The organism is Thalassospira sp. CH_XMU1458 (assembly GCF_037027205.1).
In the GTDB taxonomy this organism is placed as follows: Bacteria; Pseudomonadota; Alphaproteobacteria; order Rhodospirillales; family Thalassospiraceae; genus Thalassospira; species Thalassospira tepidiphila.
Genome location: NZ_JAYMDW010000003.1, coordinates 578,578 through 598,054, shown reverse-complemented (window position 1 = coordinate 598,054; position 19,477 = coordinate 578,578). Strand labels below are relative to the sequence as shown.

At 53.2% G+C, this 19,477-nt stretch carries 19 protein-coding genes; 12 read left to right on the top strand and 7 right to left on the bottom strand.

Features of this window, described 5'->3' with window-relative positions:
* Positions 1–24: 24 nt before the first annotated feature.
* Both gltX and WBY09_RS16755 read right to left on the bottom strand, forming a co-directional pair.
* Positions 25–1,377, bottom strand: coding sequence for a glutamate--tRNA ligase (gene gltX / locus WBY09_RS16760; RefSeq protein WP_336233349.1), 1,353 nt, complete (start codon positions 1,375–1,377; stop codon positions 25–27).
* 14 nt (positions 1,378–1,391) lie between these two features.
* Entirely contained in the window at positions 1,392–3,068 is a 1,677-nt protein-coding gene (locus tag WBY09_RS16755; RefSeq protein ID WP_336233561.1) for an NAD+ synthase, read from the bottom strand.
* Positions 3,069–3,327: 259 nt separating this feature from the next.
* Here WBY09_RS16755 and WBY09_RS16750 point away from each other — a divergent pair, with 259 nt between their 5' ends.
* The 3 genes from WBY09_RS16750 to WBY09_RS16740 are packed head-to-tail and all read left to right on the top strand — an operon-like array spanning position 3,328 to position 5,631.
* Positions 3,328–3,672 (top strand): YbjQ family protein, encoded by a 345-nt coding sequence (locus WBY09_RS16750; protein ID WP_336233348.1) that lies wholly within the window; start codon positions 3,328–3,330, stop codon positions 3,670–3,672.
* An 18-nt stretch (positions 3,673–3,690) separates the two neighbouring features.
* Positions 3,691–5,052 carry a M48 family metallopeptidase gene (locus WBY09_RS16745; protein WP_336233347.1) on the top strand — a complete coding sequence of 454 codons (1,362 nt, stop codon included), beginning with the start codon at positions 3,691–3,693 and terminating at the stop codon, positions 5,050–5,052.
* 3 nt (positions 5,053–5,055) lie between these two features.
* Entirely contained in the window at positions 5,056–5,631 is a 576-nt protein-coding gene (locus tag WBY09_RS16740) for a hypothetical protein (RefSeq protein ID WP_197146837.1), read from the top strand.
* A 94-nt stretch (positions 5,632–5,725) separates the two neighbouring features.
* Here WBY09_RS16740 and WBY09_RS16735 read toward each other — a convergent pair whose 3' ends face one another.
* The gene (locus tag WBY09_RS16735) at positions 5,726–6,211 is read right to left on the bottom strand and encodes a hypothetical protein (protein ID WP_197146836.1); all 486 of its coding nucleotides are present in this window, start codon (positions 6,209–6,211) and stop codon (positions 5,726–5,728) included.
* A gap of 271 nt (positions 6,212–6,482) precedes the next feature.
* Between WBY09_RS16735 and WBY09_RS16730 the strand changes: the two genes are divergently transcribed.
* From WBY09_RS16730 to WBY09_RS16720, 3 genes are read left to right on the top strand one after another with little or no spacing between them, the layout of a single operon-like run.
* Positions 6,483–7,466, top strand: coding sequence for a glycosyltransferase family 2 protein (locus tag WBY09_RS16730; protein ID WP_157097785.1), 984 nt, complete (start codon positions 6,483–6,485; stop codon positions 7,464–7,466).
* 2 nt (positions 7,467–7,468) lie between these two features.
* Positions 7,469–9,328, top strand: coding sequence for an asparagine synthase (glutamine-hydrolyzing) (asnB, locus tag WBY09_RS16725; protein WP_197146835.1), 1,860 nt, complete (start codon positions 7,469–7,471; stop codon positions 9,326–9,328).
* 53 nt (positions 9,329–9,381) lie between these two features.
* The gene (locus tag WBY09_RS16720) at positions 9,382–9,756 is read left to right on the top strand and encodes a GtrA family protein (RefSeq protein ID WP_064782113.1); all 375 of its coding nucleotides are present in this window, start codon (positions 9,382–9,384) and stop codon (positions 9,754–9,756) included.
* On the opposite strand, the gene WBY09_RS16715 is transcribed toward WBY09_RS16720, so the two are convergent.
* From WBY09_RS16715 to WBY09_RS16705, 3 genes are all read right to left on the bottom strand, one after another.
* Positions 9,746–11,209, bottom strand: a complete 1,464-nt coding sequence (locus WBY09_RS16715; RefSeq protein WP_336233346.1) for a hypothetical protein — start codon at positions 11,207–11,209, stop codon at positions 9,746–9,748. The genes WBY09_RS16720 and WBY09_RS16715 overlap by 11 nt on opposite strands.
* Before the next feature lie 86 nt (positions 11,210–11,295).
* On the bottom strand, positions 11,296–12,681 hold the full coding sequence (locus tag WBY09_RS16710; RefSeq protein ID WP_008891584.1) for a class II 3-deoxy-7-phosphoheptulonate synthase: 1,386 nt from the start codon (positions 12,679–12,681) through the stop codon (positions 11,296–11,298).
* Between the two features lie 10 nt (positions 12,682–12,691).
* Complete coding sequence (locus WBY09_RS16705; protein ID WP_336233345.1) at positions 12,692–13,045, bottom strand: hypothetical protein; 354 nt, start codon at positions 13,043–13,045, stop codon at positions 12,692–12,694.
* A gap of 18 nt (positions 13,046–13,063) precedes the next feature.
* On the opposite strand from WBY09_RS16705, the gene WBY09_RS16700 reads away from it, so the two are divergent.
* On the top strand, positions 13,064–13,807 hold the full coding sequence (locus WBY09_RS16700) for a sulfite exporter TauE/SafE family protein (protein WP_063087383.1): 744 nt from the start codon (positions 13,064–13,066) through the stop codon (positions 13,805–13,807).
* A 68-nt stretch (positions 13,808–13,875) separates the two neighbouring features.
* Entirely contained in the window at positions 13,876–14,442 is a 567-nt protein-coding gene (locus WBY09_RS16695) for an IMPACT family protein (RefSeq protein ID WP_336233344.1), read from the top strand.
* A 6-nt stretch (positions 14,443–14,448) separates the two neighbouring features.
* Here the strand turns inward: WBY09_RS16695 and WBY09_RS16690 are convergent, their stop codons facing one another.
* The gene (locus WBY09_RS16690) at positions 14,449–15,486 is read right to left on the bottom strand and encodes a LacI family DNA-binding transcriptional regulator (RefSeq protein WP_008891581.1); all 1,038 of its coding nucleotides are present in this window, start codon (positions 15,484–15,486) and stop codon (positions 14,449–14,451) included.
* 182 nt (positions 15,487–15,668) lie between these two features.
* On the opposite strand from WBY09_RS16690, the gene WBY09_RS16685 reads away from it, so the two are divergent.
* The 4 genes from WBY09_RS16685 (at position 15,669) to WBY09_RS16670 (ending at position 19,445) form a co-directional block, all read left to right on the top strand.
* Positions 15,669–16,256 (top strand): gluconokinase, encoded by a 588-nt coding sequence (locus WBY09_RS16685; protein ID WP_336233343.1) that lies wholly within the window; start codon positions 15,669–15,671, stop codon positions 16,254–16,256.
* Between the two features lie 21 nt (positions 16,257–16,277).
* Complete coding sequence (locus WBY09_RS16680) at positions 16,278–17,306, top strand: TRAP transporter substrate-binding protein (protein WP_008891579.1); 1,029 nt, start codon at positions 16,278–16,280, stop codon at positions 17,304–17,306.
* 155 nt (positions 17,307–17,461) lie between these two features.
* On the top strand, positions 17,462–18,064 hold the full coding sequence (locus WBY09_RS16675; RefSeq protein ID WP_064788924.1) for a TRAP transporter small permease subunit: 603 nt from the start codon (positions 17,462–17,464) through the stop codon (positions 18,062–18,064).
* Positions 18,065–18,137: 73 nt separating this feature from the next.
* Positions 18,138–19,445 (top strand): TRAP transporter large permease, encoded by a 1,308-nt coding sequence (locus tag WBY09_RS16670; protein WP_336233342.1) that lies wholly within the window; start codon positions 18,138–18,140, stop codon positions 19,443–19,445.
* Positions 19,446–19,477 lie beyond the last annotated feature (32 nt).

Genomic DNA, 19,477 nt, shown 5'->3' with positions numbered 1-19,477 from the left:
TTTTCCGGCGATCAAAGCAGATGCTTAGACCGCCTTCCCACACAACCGGTCACGCGCCTTTTCAGACCCGATCAAAACCAGCATCGTCGACATTTCCGGACCATGTTCGCGCGCGGTCAACGCCTTGCGCAGCGGCATGAAAAGCTGTTTGCCCTTGCGACCGGTTTCATCCTTAAGTGCTGTGGTCCAGGTTTTCCAGCTGGTGCCATCAAGTTCACCTTCGGGCAGCATATCGGCGGCCTGTTTGAGGAACTCGGCATCCTCGGCATCAATTTCCGGAATGACGTTTTTGTGGATCACATCCCACCATTCCAGCGCCTCTGCCACGCGCCAGCAATTACCGCGCACCGCATTCCAGAACATCTCGTCGGCATCTGCCATGCCAGCGGCTTCAAGCTTTGGCTTGGCGGCCTCGAACGACATTTCATGAATGACTTTTTCATTGAGGCTTGCCAGTTCGGCCGGATCAAATTTCGGCGTGGAACGGCCATAATGATCCAGATCGAATTTCTCAAGCACCTGTGAGAGGTTTGCCGGCTCGATCTTGTCCGATGCACCAAGGCCGGTCAGAAGACCAACAAGCGCCTCGACCTCAAACCCGTCATTGCGCAATTCACGCAGTGAAAGACTGCCCAGACGTTTGGAAAGCTGCGAGCCACCCGGCCCGGCCAAAAGCGGCATATGGGCAAATTCAAGCGCACCCGGCTTCCCACCAAGGGCGAGATACAACAGGATCTGCGACACGGTATTGGTCACATGATCTTCGCCGCGAATGATGTGGGTAACACCCATTTCAAGGTCATCCACCACCGAGCCCAGCATATAAAGCAACGATCCATCTTCACGGATCAGGACCGGGTCAGACACATGTTCGGTATCAAACGAGCAAATCCCGCGTGTCAGGTCATCCCATTCGACCATGCCGTCGGTCAGAAGGAAACGCCAATGCGGCTTGCGGCCTTCGGCCTCAAGGGCGGCAATTTCTTCATCAGACAGCGTCAATGCCTTGCGGTCATAGATGAACGGCTGGTGACGCTGGCGGGCCGCCTTGCGTTTCCAGTTGAGCTCGCCTTCAGTTTCGTAGCACGGATACAGCAATTCGCGCTTTTTCAGGTCATCAATCGCCGCGTCATATTTATCCTGACGCAGGCTTTGACGTTCTTCCTGATCCCAGTCGATGCCAAGCCAGGCAAGGTCTTCACGGATCGCATCGACATATTCGTCTTTGGAGCGCACCGGGTCGGTATCGTCAAAGCGCAAGATGAATTTCCCGCCTGATTTCCGGGCATAAAGCCAGTTCATCAGCGCCACACGGGCGTTACCGACGTGAAGAAGCCCGGTCGGGCTGGGGGCAAATCGCAGAACAGGTTTTGTCATTTCAAACTTTTCAATCACGTAACAAGGTTCGTGAAACCATTGGTAATCGGATAGCGACGGTCACGGCCAAAGGCACGCGGGGTGATCTTGACCCCCGGGGGTGCCTGGCGGCGTTTATATTCCGCCCGATCCAGCAACCGCCAGACCCGGCGTACTGTTGCCTCATCGTGACCGCTATCCACGATATCGCGAACAGACCGCTCACCTTCAATCATCTGATGCAGGATATCATCCAAAACATCATAAGGCGGCAGACTATCTTCGTCTTTTTGATCCGGGCGAAGCTCGGCCGATGGCGGCTTGGTGATAATCCGTTCCGGGATCACCATACCATCCGGGCCGATTGCCCTAACCGGTTTGTGCTCATTGCGCCAGTAGCACAGATTAAACACGGTCGTTTTATAAAGGTCTTTCAGAACCGAATAGCCACCACACATATCGCCATAAAGCGTGGCATAGCCAACCGACATTTCCGACTTGTTGCCGGTGGTCAGCACCATGTGGCCAAACTTGTTTGAAAGCCCCATCAGGATAATCCCGCGCGAACGGGCCTGAATGTTTTCTTCGGTAATGTCGGCATCCCGGCCTTCAAAGGCGGGGGCGAGCATCTGTTCGAACGCGGCCATGGCCGGGCCAATATTGATGCTTTCAATCCCGGTCTTGAGCATGCCTGCGCAAAGCTCCGCATCCTCAAGGCTCTCGGCCGAGGTATAGGGCGATGGCATCATCACCAGACGCACGCGATCAGAGCCCAGCGCATCCACGGCAACCGCGGCCGAAAGCGCACTGTCGATCCCGCCCGACATGCCGATCACAACACCCGGGAAACCGTTTTTATTTACGTAATCGCGCAGGCCCAGAACCAGCGCCTGATAGATCGCATCAAGCCCGGTGGGATAGCCAACCTTCGGCGCGTCATCCGTGCAACGCCATTGACCGTTTTCATCCTGTTGCCAGGTGGTCAGCACCACATCCTCGGCAAAGGCCGGCAGGGCAACCGCAAGCGATCCGTCGCCGTTCAGGCCGAAAGATCCGCCGTCAAACACCAGCTCATCCTGACCGCCGACTTCGTTGCAATAAATCATCGGCTTGCCGCTTTCGCGCACCCGATCCTCGATCAGCTTACGGCGCAAATCATCCTTGTCGGCTTCAAACGGTGACCCGTTCGGCACGAGGAAGATTTCTGCCCCCGCGTTCGCCAGATGGGCAACGACGTTCGGCGTCCAGACATCTTCACAGATCGGCACACCCAGCTTGACGCCCTTGAATGAAATCGGGGTCGGCATCGGACCTGCGGCAAAGACGCGTTTTTCATCAAACACGCCATAATTCGGCAAATCATTCTTGGCGCGCACATCAATGATCTTGCCCTGATCAATCAGCAACACCGCGTTATGGCGCGTGCCGTCGACTTCCCATGGCGTGGTCAACAGCAAGGCCGGGCCATCTTTGCGTTTGGCTGTGTGTTCGCAGATGAATTCGACCGCGTCATGAAGATGGCGCATGAAGGCCGGCTTCATTACCAGATCCTCGGGCGGATAGCCCGACAGGACCAGTTCAGAATACAGAACCACGTCCGCAGCCTGATCGGCCGCAGTTTCCCAGGCAGCCACAACCTTGTCCCGGTTCCCGGTGACATCACCGACAATCGGGTTGAGTTGGGCAATCGCAATGGCAAGCTTCTTTGTCATGATGTTGGAATAGGATCGCCCCTGCGCGCTGTCAATTGCGGAATGCGCAATATCCCATGTTTCAGACAAGATCACCATTCTTGCATGGCAGAAATGCAAATCTTTGAAACCAGCAAGCACCTTGGTCTTCAGCGTGATTTTATTCTTATCAACGACTTAGCGTGTTGATAATGACTTGCAAAATCGGCTTCATCCCGATCTATTGCACGCGACCGTGAAAACACGGCAATAAACACAAAGTAAAATACGAGCAAACAACATGACCCACAGCCCCAATGCGGCCGCCGAAATGGCGGCGGTAACCATTTCCCGTATTCCAGGCCGCGAAATCACTGAAAACCTTGGTATTGTCTTTGGCAGTTCCGTGCGCAGCCGCAACTTCCTTTTCGATATTTTTGCGATGCTGAAAAACCTGTTCGGCGGTGAAGTACGTTCCTACACCCGGCTTTTGGAAGACGCCCAGCAGGAAGCCACCAGCCGCCTGATTGCCCAAGCCAAAAAATTGGATGCCGACGCAGTTGTGGATGTTCATTTCGCAACGTCACAGGTGGCCTACAAGGCGGCCGAGATTTTCGCATACGGCACAGCCGTACGACTGAAATAACAGGGCAGGCACAGTACCATGGAAGATCTGTTTCTTCCGGGAATTGCCCTGACCATCCTGATCGGAATCGCTTATATAACCGGCCGTTTGGCCGATGGGGCACATGAACGCGCGCTCAGACGCGACGAAGCATTGCTGCCCCATCAATATCTTGATTCCGGGGATGCAGTTCCCGATGACATCACGTTGCATGACAGCAAACTGGTGACCGGCAAGGTCGTCATTGCCGAAGACCGTTTTCGCAATCTTCTGGCCCGCCTGCGCATTTTTGTCGGCGGTCGACTGGCCGCACACGAAGCCACCGTCACCAGGGCCAAGCGCGAGGCGATCTTGCGGCTTCGCACCAATGCCAAGGGTGCAAGTCACATTATAGGTCTGCGCTTTGATTCTGCCGAACTTGGACGCGGCATGATCGAGGTGATCGTTTCCGGTACCGCCCTTTATACCTATCATCGCCCGACGGGCGGGCGTCCATCTGCCCTTCCCGATGACGGGGTGAATATTTCGCATCGCAATCTTCTGGCCGAATTTGCGTCGGGCAGTATCGCGTTCCTGCTGATTTGCTGGGGGATTTATACGGCAAGCGGCCTCGCGGTTGAATGGGCCGCAAACAGCATTTCGGTTCAGGAAGAAGTTGCTATCTGGTCGGAGCTTGAACCCGGACTGATCGCAGAACATCGCGAAGATTATGAACGCAGCCTGCCGGAACGCTATCTTCTCGATCTGGTCAATTCCATCCCCAAGGAGGCCATTGGCCCGGCAAAGGATTATGACTTTGACGTCCTGATCATCCCCGATGACGGTCCCAATGCCGCGGCATTGCCCGGTGGCCTGATGCTCGTTCATACCGGAATGCTTGAACTGGTCGATACCGAGAACGAGCTGCTGTCGATCCTTGGCCATGAAATCGGTCATTACAACGGACGCGATCACCTTGAAGGCATTGGCCGTGAAGTCGTTGGTGTCGCACTTTCGGCCATGATGTTTCAGACCGATGCGGTTTTGACCACCTGGGCGGCAAGCTGGCCGAAACTTCTGGCTGATCGGGACTATTCCCGAAGTCAGGAACTTGATGCCGATGACTGGAGCCTGCGCATCCTCATGGCCAAATACGGCCATGTCGCAGAAGCATCCACCACCTTTGCAAAGCTGGGACAGCTTCAAGGCGACCGCAGTTTGCTGGATTATCTTTCAACCCATCCGCATCCGCGTGATCGGGTGGAACGGCTTGAGGATATGGCGCGCGAACAGGGTCTTCCGATCGGGGAGCCGGTTGATCTTCAAATCGCCTTTGAGAATTTTCTGGTGCGCACCGGTGAAATCCCGGCAAGCGCGCTTGAAGACCGCCACCAATTCAATCTTACCAATACAGGACACTAGCCCATGCGCGGACTTTTCGCCCCGTTTCGCTTTCTGAGCGTAAGTGGCCAGCCCAATACCGAGTTCTGGCTTACCCAGTGCATCATTCTGGCATCAACCGTTCTGGGTGTGTATCTGGCAAGCTTTGCCGGTTTTGAAATTGCTGTCGATTTCGACCGTTATCAAAGCACGTCTGATGTCTATAACCTCGAACGATCGCTTGAGGCGGAGTTTGTCGATAACATCGAAAAGATCGAAACCTGGATTGCCGACTATCCCGAAGGGCCGATGACCTGGCATGCGGCAAACCTCGCCCCGCGCGAACGTCACAAGCTTGACGATATGGTTTGGGAAACAATGCGCTATTCCCAGCGCACCTTTGAAGTCGATCCGGCAATTATCACCGGTGTACGTCGGTTTTATTCCGATATCGAAGCCCAGATGACGATCATGTTCATGCAACAAAATGCCAACGGCATGGCCAAACATGCGCTTAAAAACATGCAGGAAATTGTCGCCACCGCCCGTGCCGATGTCTTGCCGCTGTTGCAGTCCGAAATTCAGCGTCTTGATGGTGAACTCGCCAAAATGACGGATTGATCACGATTAACTTCTCGACCAGACAAAAACAAAACCGGGGCTGTTCGCAGTCCCGGTTTTTTTGTGTCCGCATACATGAAAACGTCGGCAACAATTAAAGTGCCAGGGCTGCGTCGATCTCGTCCTGGCTCATGGTTTTGGCCGAACCATGGATAATGCCACTGGCGACATCCATGAATTTCTGAAGCGAGGTGGTCACTGCGCTGGCCGTCACACGCAGAAGGTCTTCATCACCCGTCTCGATGATGGTTTCAAGCTGCGAAACCGCGTGTGCCACGATTGTATTGAGGTGCTCGATGGTTTCCTCGAACGGCTGACGGAATCTTGGCGGGACGTGTTCATAGGCCTCAATTGCAAGCTCCTTGTCGGAAAAGGCACTATCGCGGAAATGCTCCTGATAGCTTTTCGGCGCCCATTCCTTGCAATCCTCGATCATGTCGGGCATGTCGGGCACCATTTCGAGCAGCATGACGATCTCGTTGAAATGGTTCAGATAGTCGGTCGCCAAAAGCGTGGTCGAGGAAATGTTGGTTCCCTCCACCTTCTTTTGCCATGCGCTGAATGCAGCGTCGTCCATCATACCCGTTGCGATCCCTCGCCCTTAATCGTCTGTCAGGAACACCCTGCAATTACCCATACTTAAGAATATTTACAGCCCATTGGTAGATGTTTTTTATGAATTCGTGCCGATTGCGCAACAAATTGATATTTTGAGTCGTCAACTAGCAACAAAGAGACTTGAAACTTTGCCAAATGTAACAAGGTAGACGCGGCAAAATCTGGACGTTTCCAATGTTATCATGCTAACCATTGCGCTACTCCTTTAAAGCATCAGATAACAGGGCATTCAGGTGGCGCAAGCTGTTTCTCAAACTGTCAACCTAACCGAACTGTCGGTCATCGTTCCGATATATAACGAAGAAGAAAGCATAAAGCCGCTCTGCGAACGCTTGCTCTCTGTCCTCGATGAAATGGGAAAACCATTCGAGGTAATCTTCGTTAATGACGGAAGCTCAGACAACTCTTTCTCGCTGTTGCAAGATGCGGCAAAAGAGCGAATTGAACTGAAAATCGTCAACTTCCGCCGAAATTACGGCCAAACCGCAGCCACGATGGCTGGCATTGATCATGCGTCAGGCGAAGTCATCATTCCAATTGATGCCGACTTGCAGAATGATCCTGCCGACATCCCCAAACTGCTCGGCAAACTGGCAGAAGGCTATGATGTCGTATCTGGATGGCGCAAAGACCGTCAAGACGCGGCCATACGCCGGAACTTTGTCAGCCGTTTGGCTAACAGACTGATTTCAAAGATTTCTGGTGTTCACCTTCACGACTACGGCTGCACGCTCAAAGCCTATAAGAAAGATGTTGTTAAAGGCATTCGGCTTTATGGCGAAATGCATCGGTTTATTCCCATTTACGCCACATGGATGGGCGCAAAGGTCTGTGAAATTCCGGTTCAGCACCATGCCCGTCAATTTGGGCAGTCAAAGTACGGTTTGGAGCGGATAGCGAAAGTGCTTCTGGACCTTATGGTCGTGAAATTCCTCGACCGTCACATGGTCAAACCGATCTATGTGTTCGGCGGAATTGGTCTTGTGTCTTTCTTCGCTTCTTTTCTGAGTACAATCTGGATGCTTTGGCTGAAGTTCTTTGAAAATACTTCAATGATCCAGACCCCACTACCGCTTGTCGTTACGATGACTTTCCTGGTCGGCGTAATGTGTATCCTACTCGGTCTTCTGGCGGAGATGATTGTCCGAACATACTTTGAATCACAAGGGCGCAGCCCTTACCTCGTCAAAGAGACGGTCAATATGGAGCAAGAATAGCGATGTGCGGCATTGCCGGCTTTATGGGACGGGGTAGTCGCTCAGATATCCATGCCATGACTGATGCACTGGCACATCGCGGTCCCGACGGGGAAGGGTTTTACTTCGACGAAGAAAAACATATCTACTTAGGACATCGTCGTCTGTCTGTTAGAGACATTGAAGGCGGTGCCCAACCGATGTGGGATGCGTCAAACGAAACGGGGATCGTCTTTAACGGCGAAATTTATAACTTCCCCGAGTTACGAGCAGAACTTGAAGCATTAGGTGCCGTCTTTCAGACATCGCACTCTGATACCGAAGTTCTCATTCATGGCTATCGCCACTGGGGCACCGATCTGGCTCGACGCCTGAACGGCATGTTTGCCTTTGCTATTATCGACAAGATACGAGGCAGACTTTACCTCGCCCGTGATCGCTTTGGTGAAAAGCCACTATTTTATACAGCTAAAAGTGATCTGTTTGCCTTTTCAAGCGAACTGAAATCGCTTGAAAAACATTCTGGGATCGACGGCAATATATCCAACTTTGGCCTGCAGAAACTGTTTGCTTACGGCTACATTCCTGCCCCGAACAGTTTGCTTGAGAATGTCTTTAAGTTACCAGCTGGCCAGCAAATGACTGTCGAACTGGATACACTTGACACGAAGATCAGCAAGTATTGGGAATTTTTGATCACCCCGGATGACAACCTCACCGCAGCCAAAGATGACGAACTTGCAGAACATCTTCAGGAACTTATTTTGCAATCAGTTTCTCGCCGCCTTGTAAGTGACGTCCCTCTCGGAGTTTTCCTGAGCGGCGGCGTCGACTCAAGCGCAATTTTGTGTGCAGCAGCCAAGAATGCCAAAGATAGGAAGGTATCATCCTTTACCATTGGCTTCGAGGAAGCATCCTATGATGAGTCGGGTTACGCTCAGTTGGTTGCCGAGCACGCGGGGTCCATTCATCATCTTAGAATGCTAAACCTTGCCAACGCACAAGAACTCATTCCGGAGGTCCTGGGGCAACTGGACGAGCCAATTGGTGACGCCTCTTTGCTTCCGACTTACCTTCTAAGTAAATTCACAAGGGAAAATGTTACAGTTGCACTTTCGGGCGATGGGGCCGACGAACTTTTTGCTGGGTATGACCCTTTTTTGGCTCTGAAGCCGGCACAGGCCTACAAGAAATACGTGCCAGATCTCGCGCACAAGTTGTTTACCGGACTTGCAAACGCACTACCGAAATCCGGTCGCAACATGAGTTTCGATTTCAAGCTTCGGCGGACACTTGCTGGATTGTCGTATCAGGAATCTGTTTGGGCACCTGTCTGGATGGCGCCACTATTTCCTGACCAAATGAAAGAGTTCTTCGAAGAGCCCCTTCCTCTTGAAGATCTTTACTCCGAAGCCATGGAAATCTGGGATAGCAATTCTGCTGTGGACAGAACTGACCGACTACTAACATTTTTCACCAATCTCTATCTGCAAAATGACATCCTGACCAAGGTCGATCGTGCATCCATGATGTCGTCGCTAGAGACGCGCGCTATCTTCCTCGACAACGACATTGTTGATTTCTGCATCAAGCTGCCATCGCACTTCAAAATCCGGAACGGTCAAAGAAAGTACCTACTCAAGAAAGCTCTAGAACCGCTGCTGCCCAGCCAAACGATAAATCGTAAGAAGAAAGGCTTTGGCATCCCGTTGGCAGACTGGATGCGTAAAACGCCTGAGGTACAATCGCCACGGCCAGTCCCAGGGGTGGATATGTACTACGCTGCATCCCAGTGGACTGAGCATCACAGCGGCAAGAGCGACAACCGCTTTTTCCTATGGAACTGGTTGGCGCTGCAAAACAGTCCGACTGGGCGGTTTTAACAGATCTATACCCCGTTGGCGTTTGCCACTAACGACCAGAGACAAGTGACCAAATGAGAGCAATAGCTAAATTCATTGGACTAGGTGCAATTACGACCGCGGCGACTTATTCGACCTATCTGATAGCATTACAGTTTTTCGGACCTATGACTGCCTACTGGTGTGCATTGGCAGTAGCGTTTGTCATTCAGATCGCAATGATGGCACCTTTTGTTTTCAACGCTAAGCTCACGCTCGCAAACGCAGGAAAATCACTTCTGATTTATTCTGGTTATTCTCTTTTATTCGCATCACTTATGTGGATTACATTACAAATTTCAGTACCACATATCATCGCGCCGCTCGTTGTTGTCGCAATCGCTGCCCCTTTACAATTCCTCGCAGGAAAAAAATGGTTACATAACCCTGTCGACGACGTCAGGAGCTAGCGTCCAGTACCTTCTTCCGATCGAAAATACGCTGAAGATAAAAACAACCAATCAGTGTTGAGAATGGTACCACCGGTGCAAGATAACGCGTTTCCAAGTGGACCAAAGCGTGTGCAAATAACACACCAAAATAAACTGCCCACAAAGCCGCGCAGACAAGTACTTCTCTCTTGCACACATTCTTGCCGAGATAAAGACGTACAAGCCAGACAATCGGTAGAATCACGAAAGCAACAGTAATGATGATAGCAATTACGCGCTCGACCATTTCGCCAGAGAACAGTGCGAATGCCGCCGCATCATCAAACATACTTTCGCGAAGTTCCCGATAATCGGGCCAAGGTTTTTCTCCGTGAATCCAGAAACCTGTTTCCCTAATCGCGCCGAACGGGCGGAAAGTGAGCGTCGCGTAGTTCTCACGTATGTGCCCGATTGTCATGCGCAGCATTGAACCCGGATAGTTAACCCAGCTTTCGAAATACTTCTGCTTCGAAATATTTGCCAACTCTGGAGCAACGCACCCTTGCTCGAACAAACTCCACTGAACGGCGAGAACCTCCGAGAAGGAGTAATTGCTTAGTTTTTCACGTGCGGTTATGTCTACCGGTTCATTGCCGGAGAATATTCTCTGATCTTTTTCTGCTGCGTCGACAAGCCCAACCATGTAGATGGTTTGCGATCCTGATGTGATAAAACTATATCCAGTCCGGTCCTCATTCCACGTCTTATACAATTGCGTAGCCACGATTAGTGGAATAAAGAAAACAGCGATTGCAGCGCATGATTTCCACCGCTGCTTTTCCGCGACAAAAGCTCGAACTAAAAACGGTATGACAAACAGGATTGACAGTATCGCCACTCCTTCTCGAACAAGAAAGCCAAGGGTGATCAGCATGCCAAAGAGTAGCGCTTGAACAAACCCAAAGGGGCGTCCGCGCAAAGTTGCTACCGCATTTTCGCTAAGCACAATCACAAATAGGCTCGTGGCAAAGCTGTCGGTCAAGATCATGTTGTCCAACAGCAAGGAGAATGACAGCCCCGTTGCCAGCAAACTGAACGCACCCAAAAAAGGCTTCATACCCAGCGCGGAAATAAGGCGAGAAAGACTGTAAAGCGATACCGCTGACAGCAAGAACTGGGAAAGAACAACAATCCACTGCCAATTCTCTGAGGAGATCAATTGCGTTAGCGCAATGAACATAGGATATCCGGCTATTCTAAAGACAGTTGTCGGCATTGCACTGTCCTCGAGACCGGCGTCGGTCAACCAATCCGAACTTTCCAATATCAACTCGGCAAAGCGTGTATATCCACCGGTATCAGGTGCAATTCCTGGCCCCCAAATGAGCAATACAGCGATCTTGAACAGCAGGATCATAAAAATGACGGAAAGGTACAGTTTTCTGTCGTCAAAGGTTGACGCCCGAAAACCGGAAAAGGCTGAGCGCTTCACAGCAGTAACCACCTGAAAAATAAAAAATAAAAAAACGGGCGCCCGACAATCGGACGCCCGTGACAATATCAACCCGACCGATCAAATCAAGCAGAAGCAGCCATCTGTTCTGCACGAACGCTATCGCGTTCTTTTTTGATCATTTCCGCCATCAGGAAGGCAAGCTCAAGCGCCTGTCCGCCATTGAGGCGCGGATCGCAATGGGTGTGGTAACGATCCGAAAGCGCATCTTCGGTGACTTCGCGTGCACCACCGATGCATTCGGTCACATCCGTACCGGTCATTTCGAAATGAACGCCACCGGCATGGGTGCCTTCGGCCTTGTGCACGTCAAAGAAGTTTTTGACTTCCGAAAGGATCGCGTCAAACGGACGGGTTTTATACCCGCTTGATGCCTTGATCGTGTTGCCATGCATCGGATCGCAGGACCAAACGACCTTGCGGCCTTCGGCCTTCACACGTTTGACGAGGCGCGGCAGGTTATCAAACACATTGTCCGCCCCCATACGTGCAATCAGGGTCAGACGGCCAGCTTCGTTTTGCGGGTTAAGGATATCGATCAGTCGGATCAGGTCATCCTCATCCATGGTCGGTCCGCATTTCATACCGATCGGATTTTTCACCCCGCGCAGGAATTCAACATGGGCATGATCGGCCTGACGGGTACGGTCCCCGATCCACAGCATGTGGGCCGAACAATCATACCATTCACCGGTCAGACTGTCCTGACGGGTCAGTGCCTGCTCATACCCCAGCAGAAGTGCTTCGTGCGAGGTATAGAAATCGGTTTCACGCAGCTGCGGCGCGCTTTCAGCGGTAATGCCGCATGCTTCCATGAAGGCAACCGCCTCATCGATCTGGGTGGTCAGCTTGCTGTAACGCTCCCCGGCCGGGCTGCCATCAACAAATGACAGGTTCCAGCGATGGATCTTGGTCAGATCGGCAAAACCGCCCTGCGCAAAGGCACGCAGCAGGTTCAGCGTCGCAGCCGACTGGTTATAGGCGCGGATCTGGCGCTGCGGGTCGGGAATACGGGCTTCTTCGGTGAATTCGATGCCGTTGACCACATCACCGCGATAGCTTGGCAGTTCGACGCCATTGATGGTTTCGGTGTCAGATGAGCGCGGCTTGGCGAACTGGCCGGCCATACGGCCAACCTTGACTACCGGGCATGCTGCGCCATAGGTCAAAACCACCGCCATCTGCAGCATCACCTTAAAGGTGTCGCGAATGTTGTTCGGGTGGAATTCCTTAAAGCTTTCGGCACAGTCGCCGCCCTGCAGCAGGAAGGCATTGCCTTCTGCAACGTCACCAAGCTTTTCCTTAAGCGCACGCGCCTCGCCAGCAAACACCAAAGGAGGATAGCTGCCGAGCTCTTGCTCTACGGCCTTTACGGCCTGTGCATCAGGATAAGTCGGCACCTGCTTGATCGGCAGGTTACGCCAGCTTTCAATGCTCCAGCTCTTGCTCATTTGCTTCCTCTCAATCCGGCATGTTCATCATCATGCCGCCATTATAACACAAATCCAGTTGTCCGGCGGTTTTCCGCCTTGGCATCCGGTCATGCAACCGGGCCAAACTTGATACGGGTTTTGCAAACGCATTTCCACCCCTTCTCGACGTATGGACAATAAAATCCCGCAATTTTTTGCCAACCGACCCAAAAACCACGCAAAATTCCACCCATAACCGTGAATTCATGCAAGATGCACCGGTGAATGCCAATTCGTCATACCAAACAAGGTAGTGCGAATCCGCCACTGCGCAATCATCAGACCAATTGCACAGTTCATGATTTGCGGGCACACTGCGAGCGCCCACCACCAGCAGCACCACCGTTCAGCCGGATCCCCTATGCCCCTTGAAACACTTGCGATAATTGCCTGCGCCTATTTCGTTGCCGCCTTCGTCAAAGGGGCAACCGGGCTTGGCTTTTCGACATCGGCCTTGCCGATCCTGGCGCTTGGGCTGGGGCTTAAGGCGGGTATGCCGCTGGTGATCATTCCATCGCTTGTCAGCAATTCCATCATCATGGCGCAGGCGGGTCACTTTCGTGAAACGATCAGCCGGTTCTGGCCGATGTTTCTGGCGACCATTCCCGGCATTCTGATCGGGCTTGCCGTGCTTGAAATGGTCGACAGCATTCTGGCCGGGGCGGTTTTGGGGTTGGTCTTGATGAATTACGGGGCGATTACCCTGTTTCGTCATGGCAAGCCACTATCTGACAAGCTTGCACGGCGACTGGCCCCGATATCCGGCTTTGCCACGGGTCTTATCAACGGCATCACCGGATCACAGGTCATGCCGGTATTGCCGTTCCTGCTTTCCATGCGGCTTGAGCCCAAACGCTTTCTGACAGCCATCAATATCTCGTTCAGTCTTTCAAGCATCGTCATGGCACTTGGTCTTGCGCGGTTGGGGCTGATGACGATTGAAACGCTGTGGATATCGCTGGCCGGGTTGGTGCCAGTGTATCTTGGCACCAAGCTGGGCACGCGGGTAAGGGATCGCATGGATGCGGAAACCTTCCGCAAGGTTGTTTTGATCATGCTGATCATTTTTGGCGTCATTCTGGTCGGCAAACTGTTTGCGTCTTAACGGTCAAACGCCAGAGCGGGCCGAGATGTCGTCTGGCACAACCTGGCCATTTCTGATAGCACATCGCCATGAAAACCATCGCGCGCCCTGCCTTTGCCGAAACCGAAGAAAAGAAGTCCCGCTTTCTGGCCGAACTCGTTTTTCACGATGATCTGGCCAAGCGGATTGATGAATTGCGCACCCTCCATCCCAAGGCCAATCATCATGTAAACGCCTATCGCTATCTTAATGACGAAGGCCAGCTGATTGAACATGGCAAGGATGACGGGGAACCATCCGGCACATCGGGCATTCCGTGCCTTAAGGTTCTTCAGGGACGTGATCTGATCAATGTTGCGGTGATTGTGACGCGCTATTTCGGTGGCACGAAGCTTGGCACCGGCGGGTTGGTGCGCGCCTATAGCGGGGCGGCCAATGCGGTTTGCGATGTTGCCGAAATCATCGAATATATTCCGCAGGGCGAGGCAGAACTGTTTGCCGGATTTTCCGATGCCGGAACGCTTGAACAAGCCTGCGCAGAGGACGGCATCACCATCATTGATCGTCAGTTCGACACCGACGGAACGCGCATCAAAATCACCGGACCACGCGAACGCCTGGCAGAGCTTAGCGTTCAATTTCCAATGCCTGAGTAAGAGTTATTAGCGCGCCTTTGACTTCGGGCGCATGGTGCTTTCGCGGCACTGAAGTTCGAAACCAAGATCGATGATTTTCTGTTCTGGGGTTTCGCCGTCCAGAACCGCTTTGATCATTTGCACGGCCCGTTTGCCGATCTGATAGCGGTCGGTTCGGATGGACGTCAGTGACGGATAGCTTGCCGCCATCATTTCAAGGTCGTTGAAGCCGATGATCCCCATCTCGTCCGGGACCGAGATACCGGCCTTTTGACAGCCAAACAGCGCGCCAAGCGCCATGTCATCATTGTTGCAGAATACGGCATCAAGGTCCGGGCGACGTTTGCGCAACTGTTCGATCAAATGCCCACCAAGCGAAACACTTGAAGAATCGGTCGTCGTCATCATCAGGTCCGGGTCATATCGCCCGCCTGAGCGCAAGGCTTCCTTGAAACCTTCCATACGGCGGTGCGAGCGCGGATCCATGCGCGCGCCGAGAAACCCGATGCGTTTATAGCCCTTTTGCACCAGATGCACCCCGGCGGCCCGCCCGCCTTCAAAATGCGAAAACCCGACCATCATATCGATCGGGTCGTCACTGATATCCATGACCTGGACCACCGGACATTCGGCATTTTCAAGAAGTTCTCGGGTTGCATCGGTCTGATCAACCCCGGCAACAATCATGGCTGACGGGCCCTGTCCCAGGAAGGTGCGCACAAGGCGTTCCTCATCCTTGGCGACATAGCGCGAGTTGCCAAGCTGCACCTGAAACGGCCCCTGATAGAGCTCGTCATAAATGGCACGCAGCGTGTCGGCGAACACGTTGTTGGTCAGCGAGGGAACGATCACACCGATCACATTTGATCGGGTCGAGGCCAGCGCGCTGGCATGCGAATGGGGCACATAATTAAGCTTGCGCACCGCGTCGTTGATTTTTCGTCGCAGGTGATCAGACACCTTTGACGGATCGCGCAACGCGCGTGAGACCGTAATGGTGCTGACGCCAGCCCGTTCGGCAACATCGGATATTGTTGGCCGTCCGGCCCCTTTGCGCTTCCTCATAACCTTACATTTATTACGTCTTTTCCAAACCGACAAGCACCTTGTGACGGCAAAGCAAACACCGGAAATTCGGCTGTTGACTCAATGTTAGCGCTAACATTATGTTAGCGCTAACATTATAACACAACAGGGCAGTCCAAGAGTAAAACCCGCCCTGAAAATCAGTGAGTGCATCGAATTCAATGAACCGGCAAACGCAGTATGTCGTTGTCATGGGTGTGAGCGGATCGGGCAAAACCGAGGTTGCGCGTCGTCTGGCAAGCATGACAGATACCATGTATCTGGACGCCGACGATCACCATCCAAGCACGAATGTAGAACACATGCGCCGTGGTCTTCCGCTCAATGACGATATGCGTTGGCCCTGGCTTGATGCGGTCGCAGAAGCGGCCCGCGCGCAGGCTGGTTCAGTTGCCAGTTCAGAGGGAAGCGCAAAGTCCGGTCAGGCCATTTTCATCGCCTGTTCTGCGCTTAAACGTCGCTATCGCGATGTGTTGCGCACGCACCTCGACCCGATCACCTTTGTTTTTCTGGATGGCACGCGCGAAGTAATCCAGACCCGGCTTGAACGCCGCGTCGGTCATTTCATGCCATCCGCACTTTTAGACAGCCAGTTTACAGCTCTCGAGCCGCCGGGGCCGGACGAGAATTGCGTGACTGTCTTTATCGATGCCCCGCTTGAAACTGTTGTTGCCACGGTCCTTGACCGACTGGCGGAGCGTGAAGACGGCAGTTTTTCCTTTGTCAAAGAGAATACTGCCGGAAAATAAGGCATTTTAGGGAGAAGACGAATGACCAAGACTCTTAAATCGCTTGCAGGTGCAGGCTTTATCGCAACCCTGATTGCAACGGCGCCGTTTGCCGCCAATGCACAGGAATTTACCCTCAAGATGCAGTCGAGCGATGCTGCTGGCGTGCCTAACTTTGAGCTGGAACAGGAATGGGCCGAACGTGTCGGCGTCATGACCGGTGGCCGCGTTTCCGTGGAAATGCTGCCGGTTAACTCGATTGTCGAACATGCCGAAACCCAGGACGCCATTGCGGCCGGCATTCTTGACGGTCACATCACCGACACCAGCTATTTCACCGGTAAAGATCCGGCATTCGGCCTGATCGCCAACCCGGTTGGCGCATGGTCGGCACCGTCCGAAATGCTGCGCTTTGTTGAATATGGCGGCGGCAAGGAACTGATGAACAGCCTTCTGAACCCGCGTGGTTTGCAGTTCGTCGGTGCCGTTACCCCGGGTCTGGAAGCATTTGTTTCCTCTGTCCCGCTTGATGGCGTTGCCGATCTTAAAGGCCTGAAAATGCGTGCCCCGGAAGGCATGGTTCAGCAGGTCTTCGCCGCAGCCGGTGCATCGCCGGTGAACATCCCGCAATCCGAAGTATTCACCTCGCTTGATAAAAAAGTGATCGATGCTGCGGATGCGACCGTGTTCTCGACCAACCAGGCCATGGGTCTGCACGATGTTGCAAAGCATCCGGTCTATCCGGGCTTCCACTCCATGCCGATGCTTGAAGTATCGATCAACAAGACCAAGTGGGATTCCATGCCGGCTGATATCCAGGCGATCCTTGAAATGTCGGTCCGTGATCTGGCCCATGACATGGATGCACGTCTGGCGATGAAAGACATGGAAGCTGTTGCCAAGGCCCGTTCGGAAGGTGGCGTCACCATCCACAACTGGTCGGCTGAAGAGCGTGCGAAATTCCGTCAGATTGCCACCAGCCAGTGGGAAAAAGTCGCGGCACGTTCCGAAGATGCACAGCGTGTTTACGACACCCTTGTAGACTACCTTAAGTCACAGGGTATGATCTAAGACAGAACAGCTTTTTCGCCGGCAGCAACGCACCGTGTTGCTGCCGGCAAACTGCTGGGATACAATCCGGCTGGTTCCGTGATCCGAGACGTATCGGGACTGAAGGCCTCCCTCCTTGCCGGATTGTATTTCCTGTTGATGCAAGGAACGCAGAAATGTCTGACACCCCGCAACACTCACCGTTGCCCGAACTTCCCGAACTTGAAGAAAGCACCGATCAGGCAACTGAGGTGTCCGGTCTTCTGGGCCAGATGATTACGAAGGTTTCCAGCGTGTTCGCCATTGGATTTCTGCTTTCCATGGCGACGTTGATTTATGAGATCGTGGCACGTCACGTTTTTGGCAGCCCGACCTTGTGGGCGCATGAAACCACGACCTTTATCTGCGCTGTCGGCTTTGTGTTTGGCGGCCTTTATTGCGCCGCGCGCGACAAGCATATTCGTGTTGTCCTGCTTTATGACATTGCCGGACCGAAAATGCGCAAGACGCTTGATATCTGTATTTCGCTGGTCTGCATGATCGCATCGGGCTTCTTTGCCTGGGCCGCCTGGCTGATGGTCGAACGTGCCGTCTTTACGCCCACTGGTGACATCCACCTTGAAACGACCGGCAGTGCGTTCAATGCGCCTTATCCGGGCGTGCTTAAGGTGTTTTTGTTGGTGGTCCTGATTGTATTGATGGTTCAGTTCCTGGTTCAGGCCTTCAACTATGCCCGCAAGGCACCAATCATGCCTGCATCCCACACTTCGACCGAATAATCTGCGCCTCGTGCCCAATCAATTGATGCGTCTCCGCACGGCCATGCCAAGCAGCGCAACAGGATACATTTAAATGTTTGATTTACAGTCCCTTGGCATCGAATTCGGCACACTTGCCATGTTTGTCATGCTGCTCGGTTTCCTTGTGACCGGCATGCCGTTGGCATTTGTCACGCTGTTGATTGCCTTGATCTTTACCCTTGGCTGGTTCGGCCCGATGGCGGTGCCGCTGATCACGAGCCGGGTTTATTCATTCGTTTCATCCTTTGTTTTCGTCTCGGTGCCGATGTTCGTCCTGATGGCGGCCATCCTTGACCGATCCGGTATTGCGCGCGATTTGTTTGATGCCATGCGCCTGTTTGGCGGACGCCTTAAAGGCGGCGTTGCGGTTCAGACGATCTTTGTTGCGGTGATCCTGGCTGCCATGAGCGGCATCATCGGTGGCGAAATTGTTCTGCTCGGCCTGATCGCCCTGCCCCAGATGCTGCGTCAAGGCTATGACAAGAACCTGGCCATCGGGGTTGTCTGTGCTGGCGGCTCACTGGGCACCATGGTGCCGCCTTCGATTGTTTTGATCATTTATGGCCTGACCGCGAACGTATCGATCGGCGATCTGTTCACCTCGGCCTTTTTGCCGGGCTTCATGCTGGCGGGCTTCTATGTCGCCTATGTGCTGTTCCGCTCTTACACCGGCAACAACATCGCCCCGCCGCCGCAGACCGAAAAAATCCCGCGCGAAGAAAAGATCCGCCTGCTCAAGGGCCTTTTCCTGCCCATTCTGGTCGTGTTCTGCGTTCTGGGGTCGATCTATGGTGGCATCGCATCCGTGACCGAGGCCTCGGCCGTCGGTGTGGCCGGTGTGATCGCCTCGACTGTTCTGCGGCGTGAATTTTCGCTTCCGATGCTTAAGGCGGCGGCACTTCAAACGCTTTCGACCTGCGGCATGATTGTCTGGATCGGCATCGGCGCATCGGCCCTTGTCGGGGTATTCAACCTGATGGGCGGGATCAAGTTTGTCTCAACTCTGATCACCGGCATTTCCGATGATCCGACCATCATCATCCTGTTCATGATGCTGATCCTGTTTGTGCTGGGCATGTTCCTTGACTGGGTCGGTATTGCGCTTCTGACCATGCCGATCTTTGTGCCGATTGTAAAAGAGCTCGGCTACGACCCGGTCTGGTTTGGCGTGCTGTTTGCCATGAACATGCAGGTAAGCTTCCTGTCACCACCATTCGGGCCCGCGGCCTTTTACCTGAAATCGGTCGCGCCCCACGACATATCGCTTGGTGATATCTTCAAGTCGCTTCTGCCCTTTATCTGCCTGCAGATTTTGGCCGTGGTCCTTCTGATCATCTTCCCGGGCCTTGCCGGGGGCTAAGACACCAAACAAGAACAACAAAAAAGGCGGGA

What these genes read in the sequence shown, in the direction of transcription:
- WBY09_RS16680 (WP_008891579.1), top strand. Translation starts at nt 16,278, where the DNA reads ATGACCAAGACTCTTAAATCGCTTGCAGGTGCAGGCTTTATCGCAACC.
- WBY09_RS16745 (WP_336233347.1), top strand. Translation starts at nt 3,691, where the DNA reads ATGGAAGATCTGTTTCTTCCGGGAATTGCCCTGACCATCCTGATCGGA.
- WBY09_RS16690 (WP_008891581.1), bottom strand. Translation starts at nt 15,486, where the DNA reads ATGAGGAAGCGCAAAGGGGCCGGACGGCCAACAATATCCGATGTTGCC.
- WBY09_RS16695 (WP_336233344.1), top strand. Translation starts at nt 13,876, where the DNA reads ATGAAAACCATCGCGCGCCCTGCCTTTGCCGAAACCGAAGAAAAGAAG.
- WBY09_RS16700 (WP_063087383.1), top strand. Translation starts at nt 13,064, where the DNA reads ATGCCCCTTGAAACACTTGCGATAATTGCCTGCGCCTATTTCGTTGCC.
- WBY09_RS16720 (WP_064782113.1), top strand. Translation starts at nt 9,382, where the DNA reads ATGAGAGCAATAGCTAAATTCATTGGACTAGGTGCAATTACGACCGCG.
- WBY09_RS16710 (WP_008891584.1), bottom strand. Translation starts at nt 12,681, where the DNA reads ATGAGCAAGAGCTGGAGCATTGAAAGCTGGCGTAACCTGCCGATCAAG.
- WBY09_RS16735 (WP_197146836.1), bottom strand. Translation starts at nt 6,211, where the DNA reads ATGATGGACGACGCTGCATTCAGCGCATGGCAAAAGAAGGTGGAGGGA.
- WBY09_RS16750 (WP_336233348.1), top strand. Translation starts at nt 3,328, where the DNA reads ATGACCCACAGCCCCAATGCGGCCGCCGAAATGGCGGCGGTAACCATT.
- WBY09_RS16740 (WP_197146837.1), top strand. Translation starts at nt 5,056, where the DNA reads ATGCGCGGACTTTTCGCCCCGTTTCGCTTTCTGAGCGTAAGTGGCCAG.
- asnB (WP_197146835.1), top strand. Translation starts at nt 7,469, where the DNA reads ATGTGCGGCATTGCCGGCTTTATGGGACGGGGTAGTCGCTCAGATATC.
- WBY09_RS16685 (WP_336233343.1), top strand. Translation starts at nt 15,669, where the DNA reads ATGAACCGGCAAACGCAGTATGTCGTTGTCATGGGTGTGAGCGGATCG.
- gltX (WP_336233349.1), bottom strand. Translation starts at nt 1,377, where the DNA reads ATGACAAAACCTGTTCTGCGATTTGCCCCCAGCCCGACCGGGCTTCTT.
- WBY09_RS16675 (WP_064788924.1), top strand. Translation starts at nt 17,462, where the DNA reads ATGTCTGACACCCCGCAACACTCACCGTTGCCCGAACTTCCCGAACTT.
- WBY09_RS16755 (WP_336233561.1), bottom strand. Translation starts at nt 3,068, where the DNA reads ATGACAAAGAAGCTTGCCATTGCGATTGCCCAACTCAACCCGATTGTC.
- WBY09_RS16670 (WP_336233342.1), top strand. Translation starts at nt 18,138, where the DNA reads ATGTTTGATTTACAGTCCCTTGGCATCGAATTCGGCACACTTGCCATG.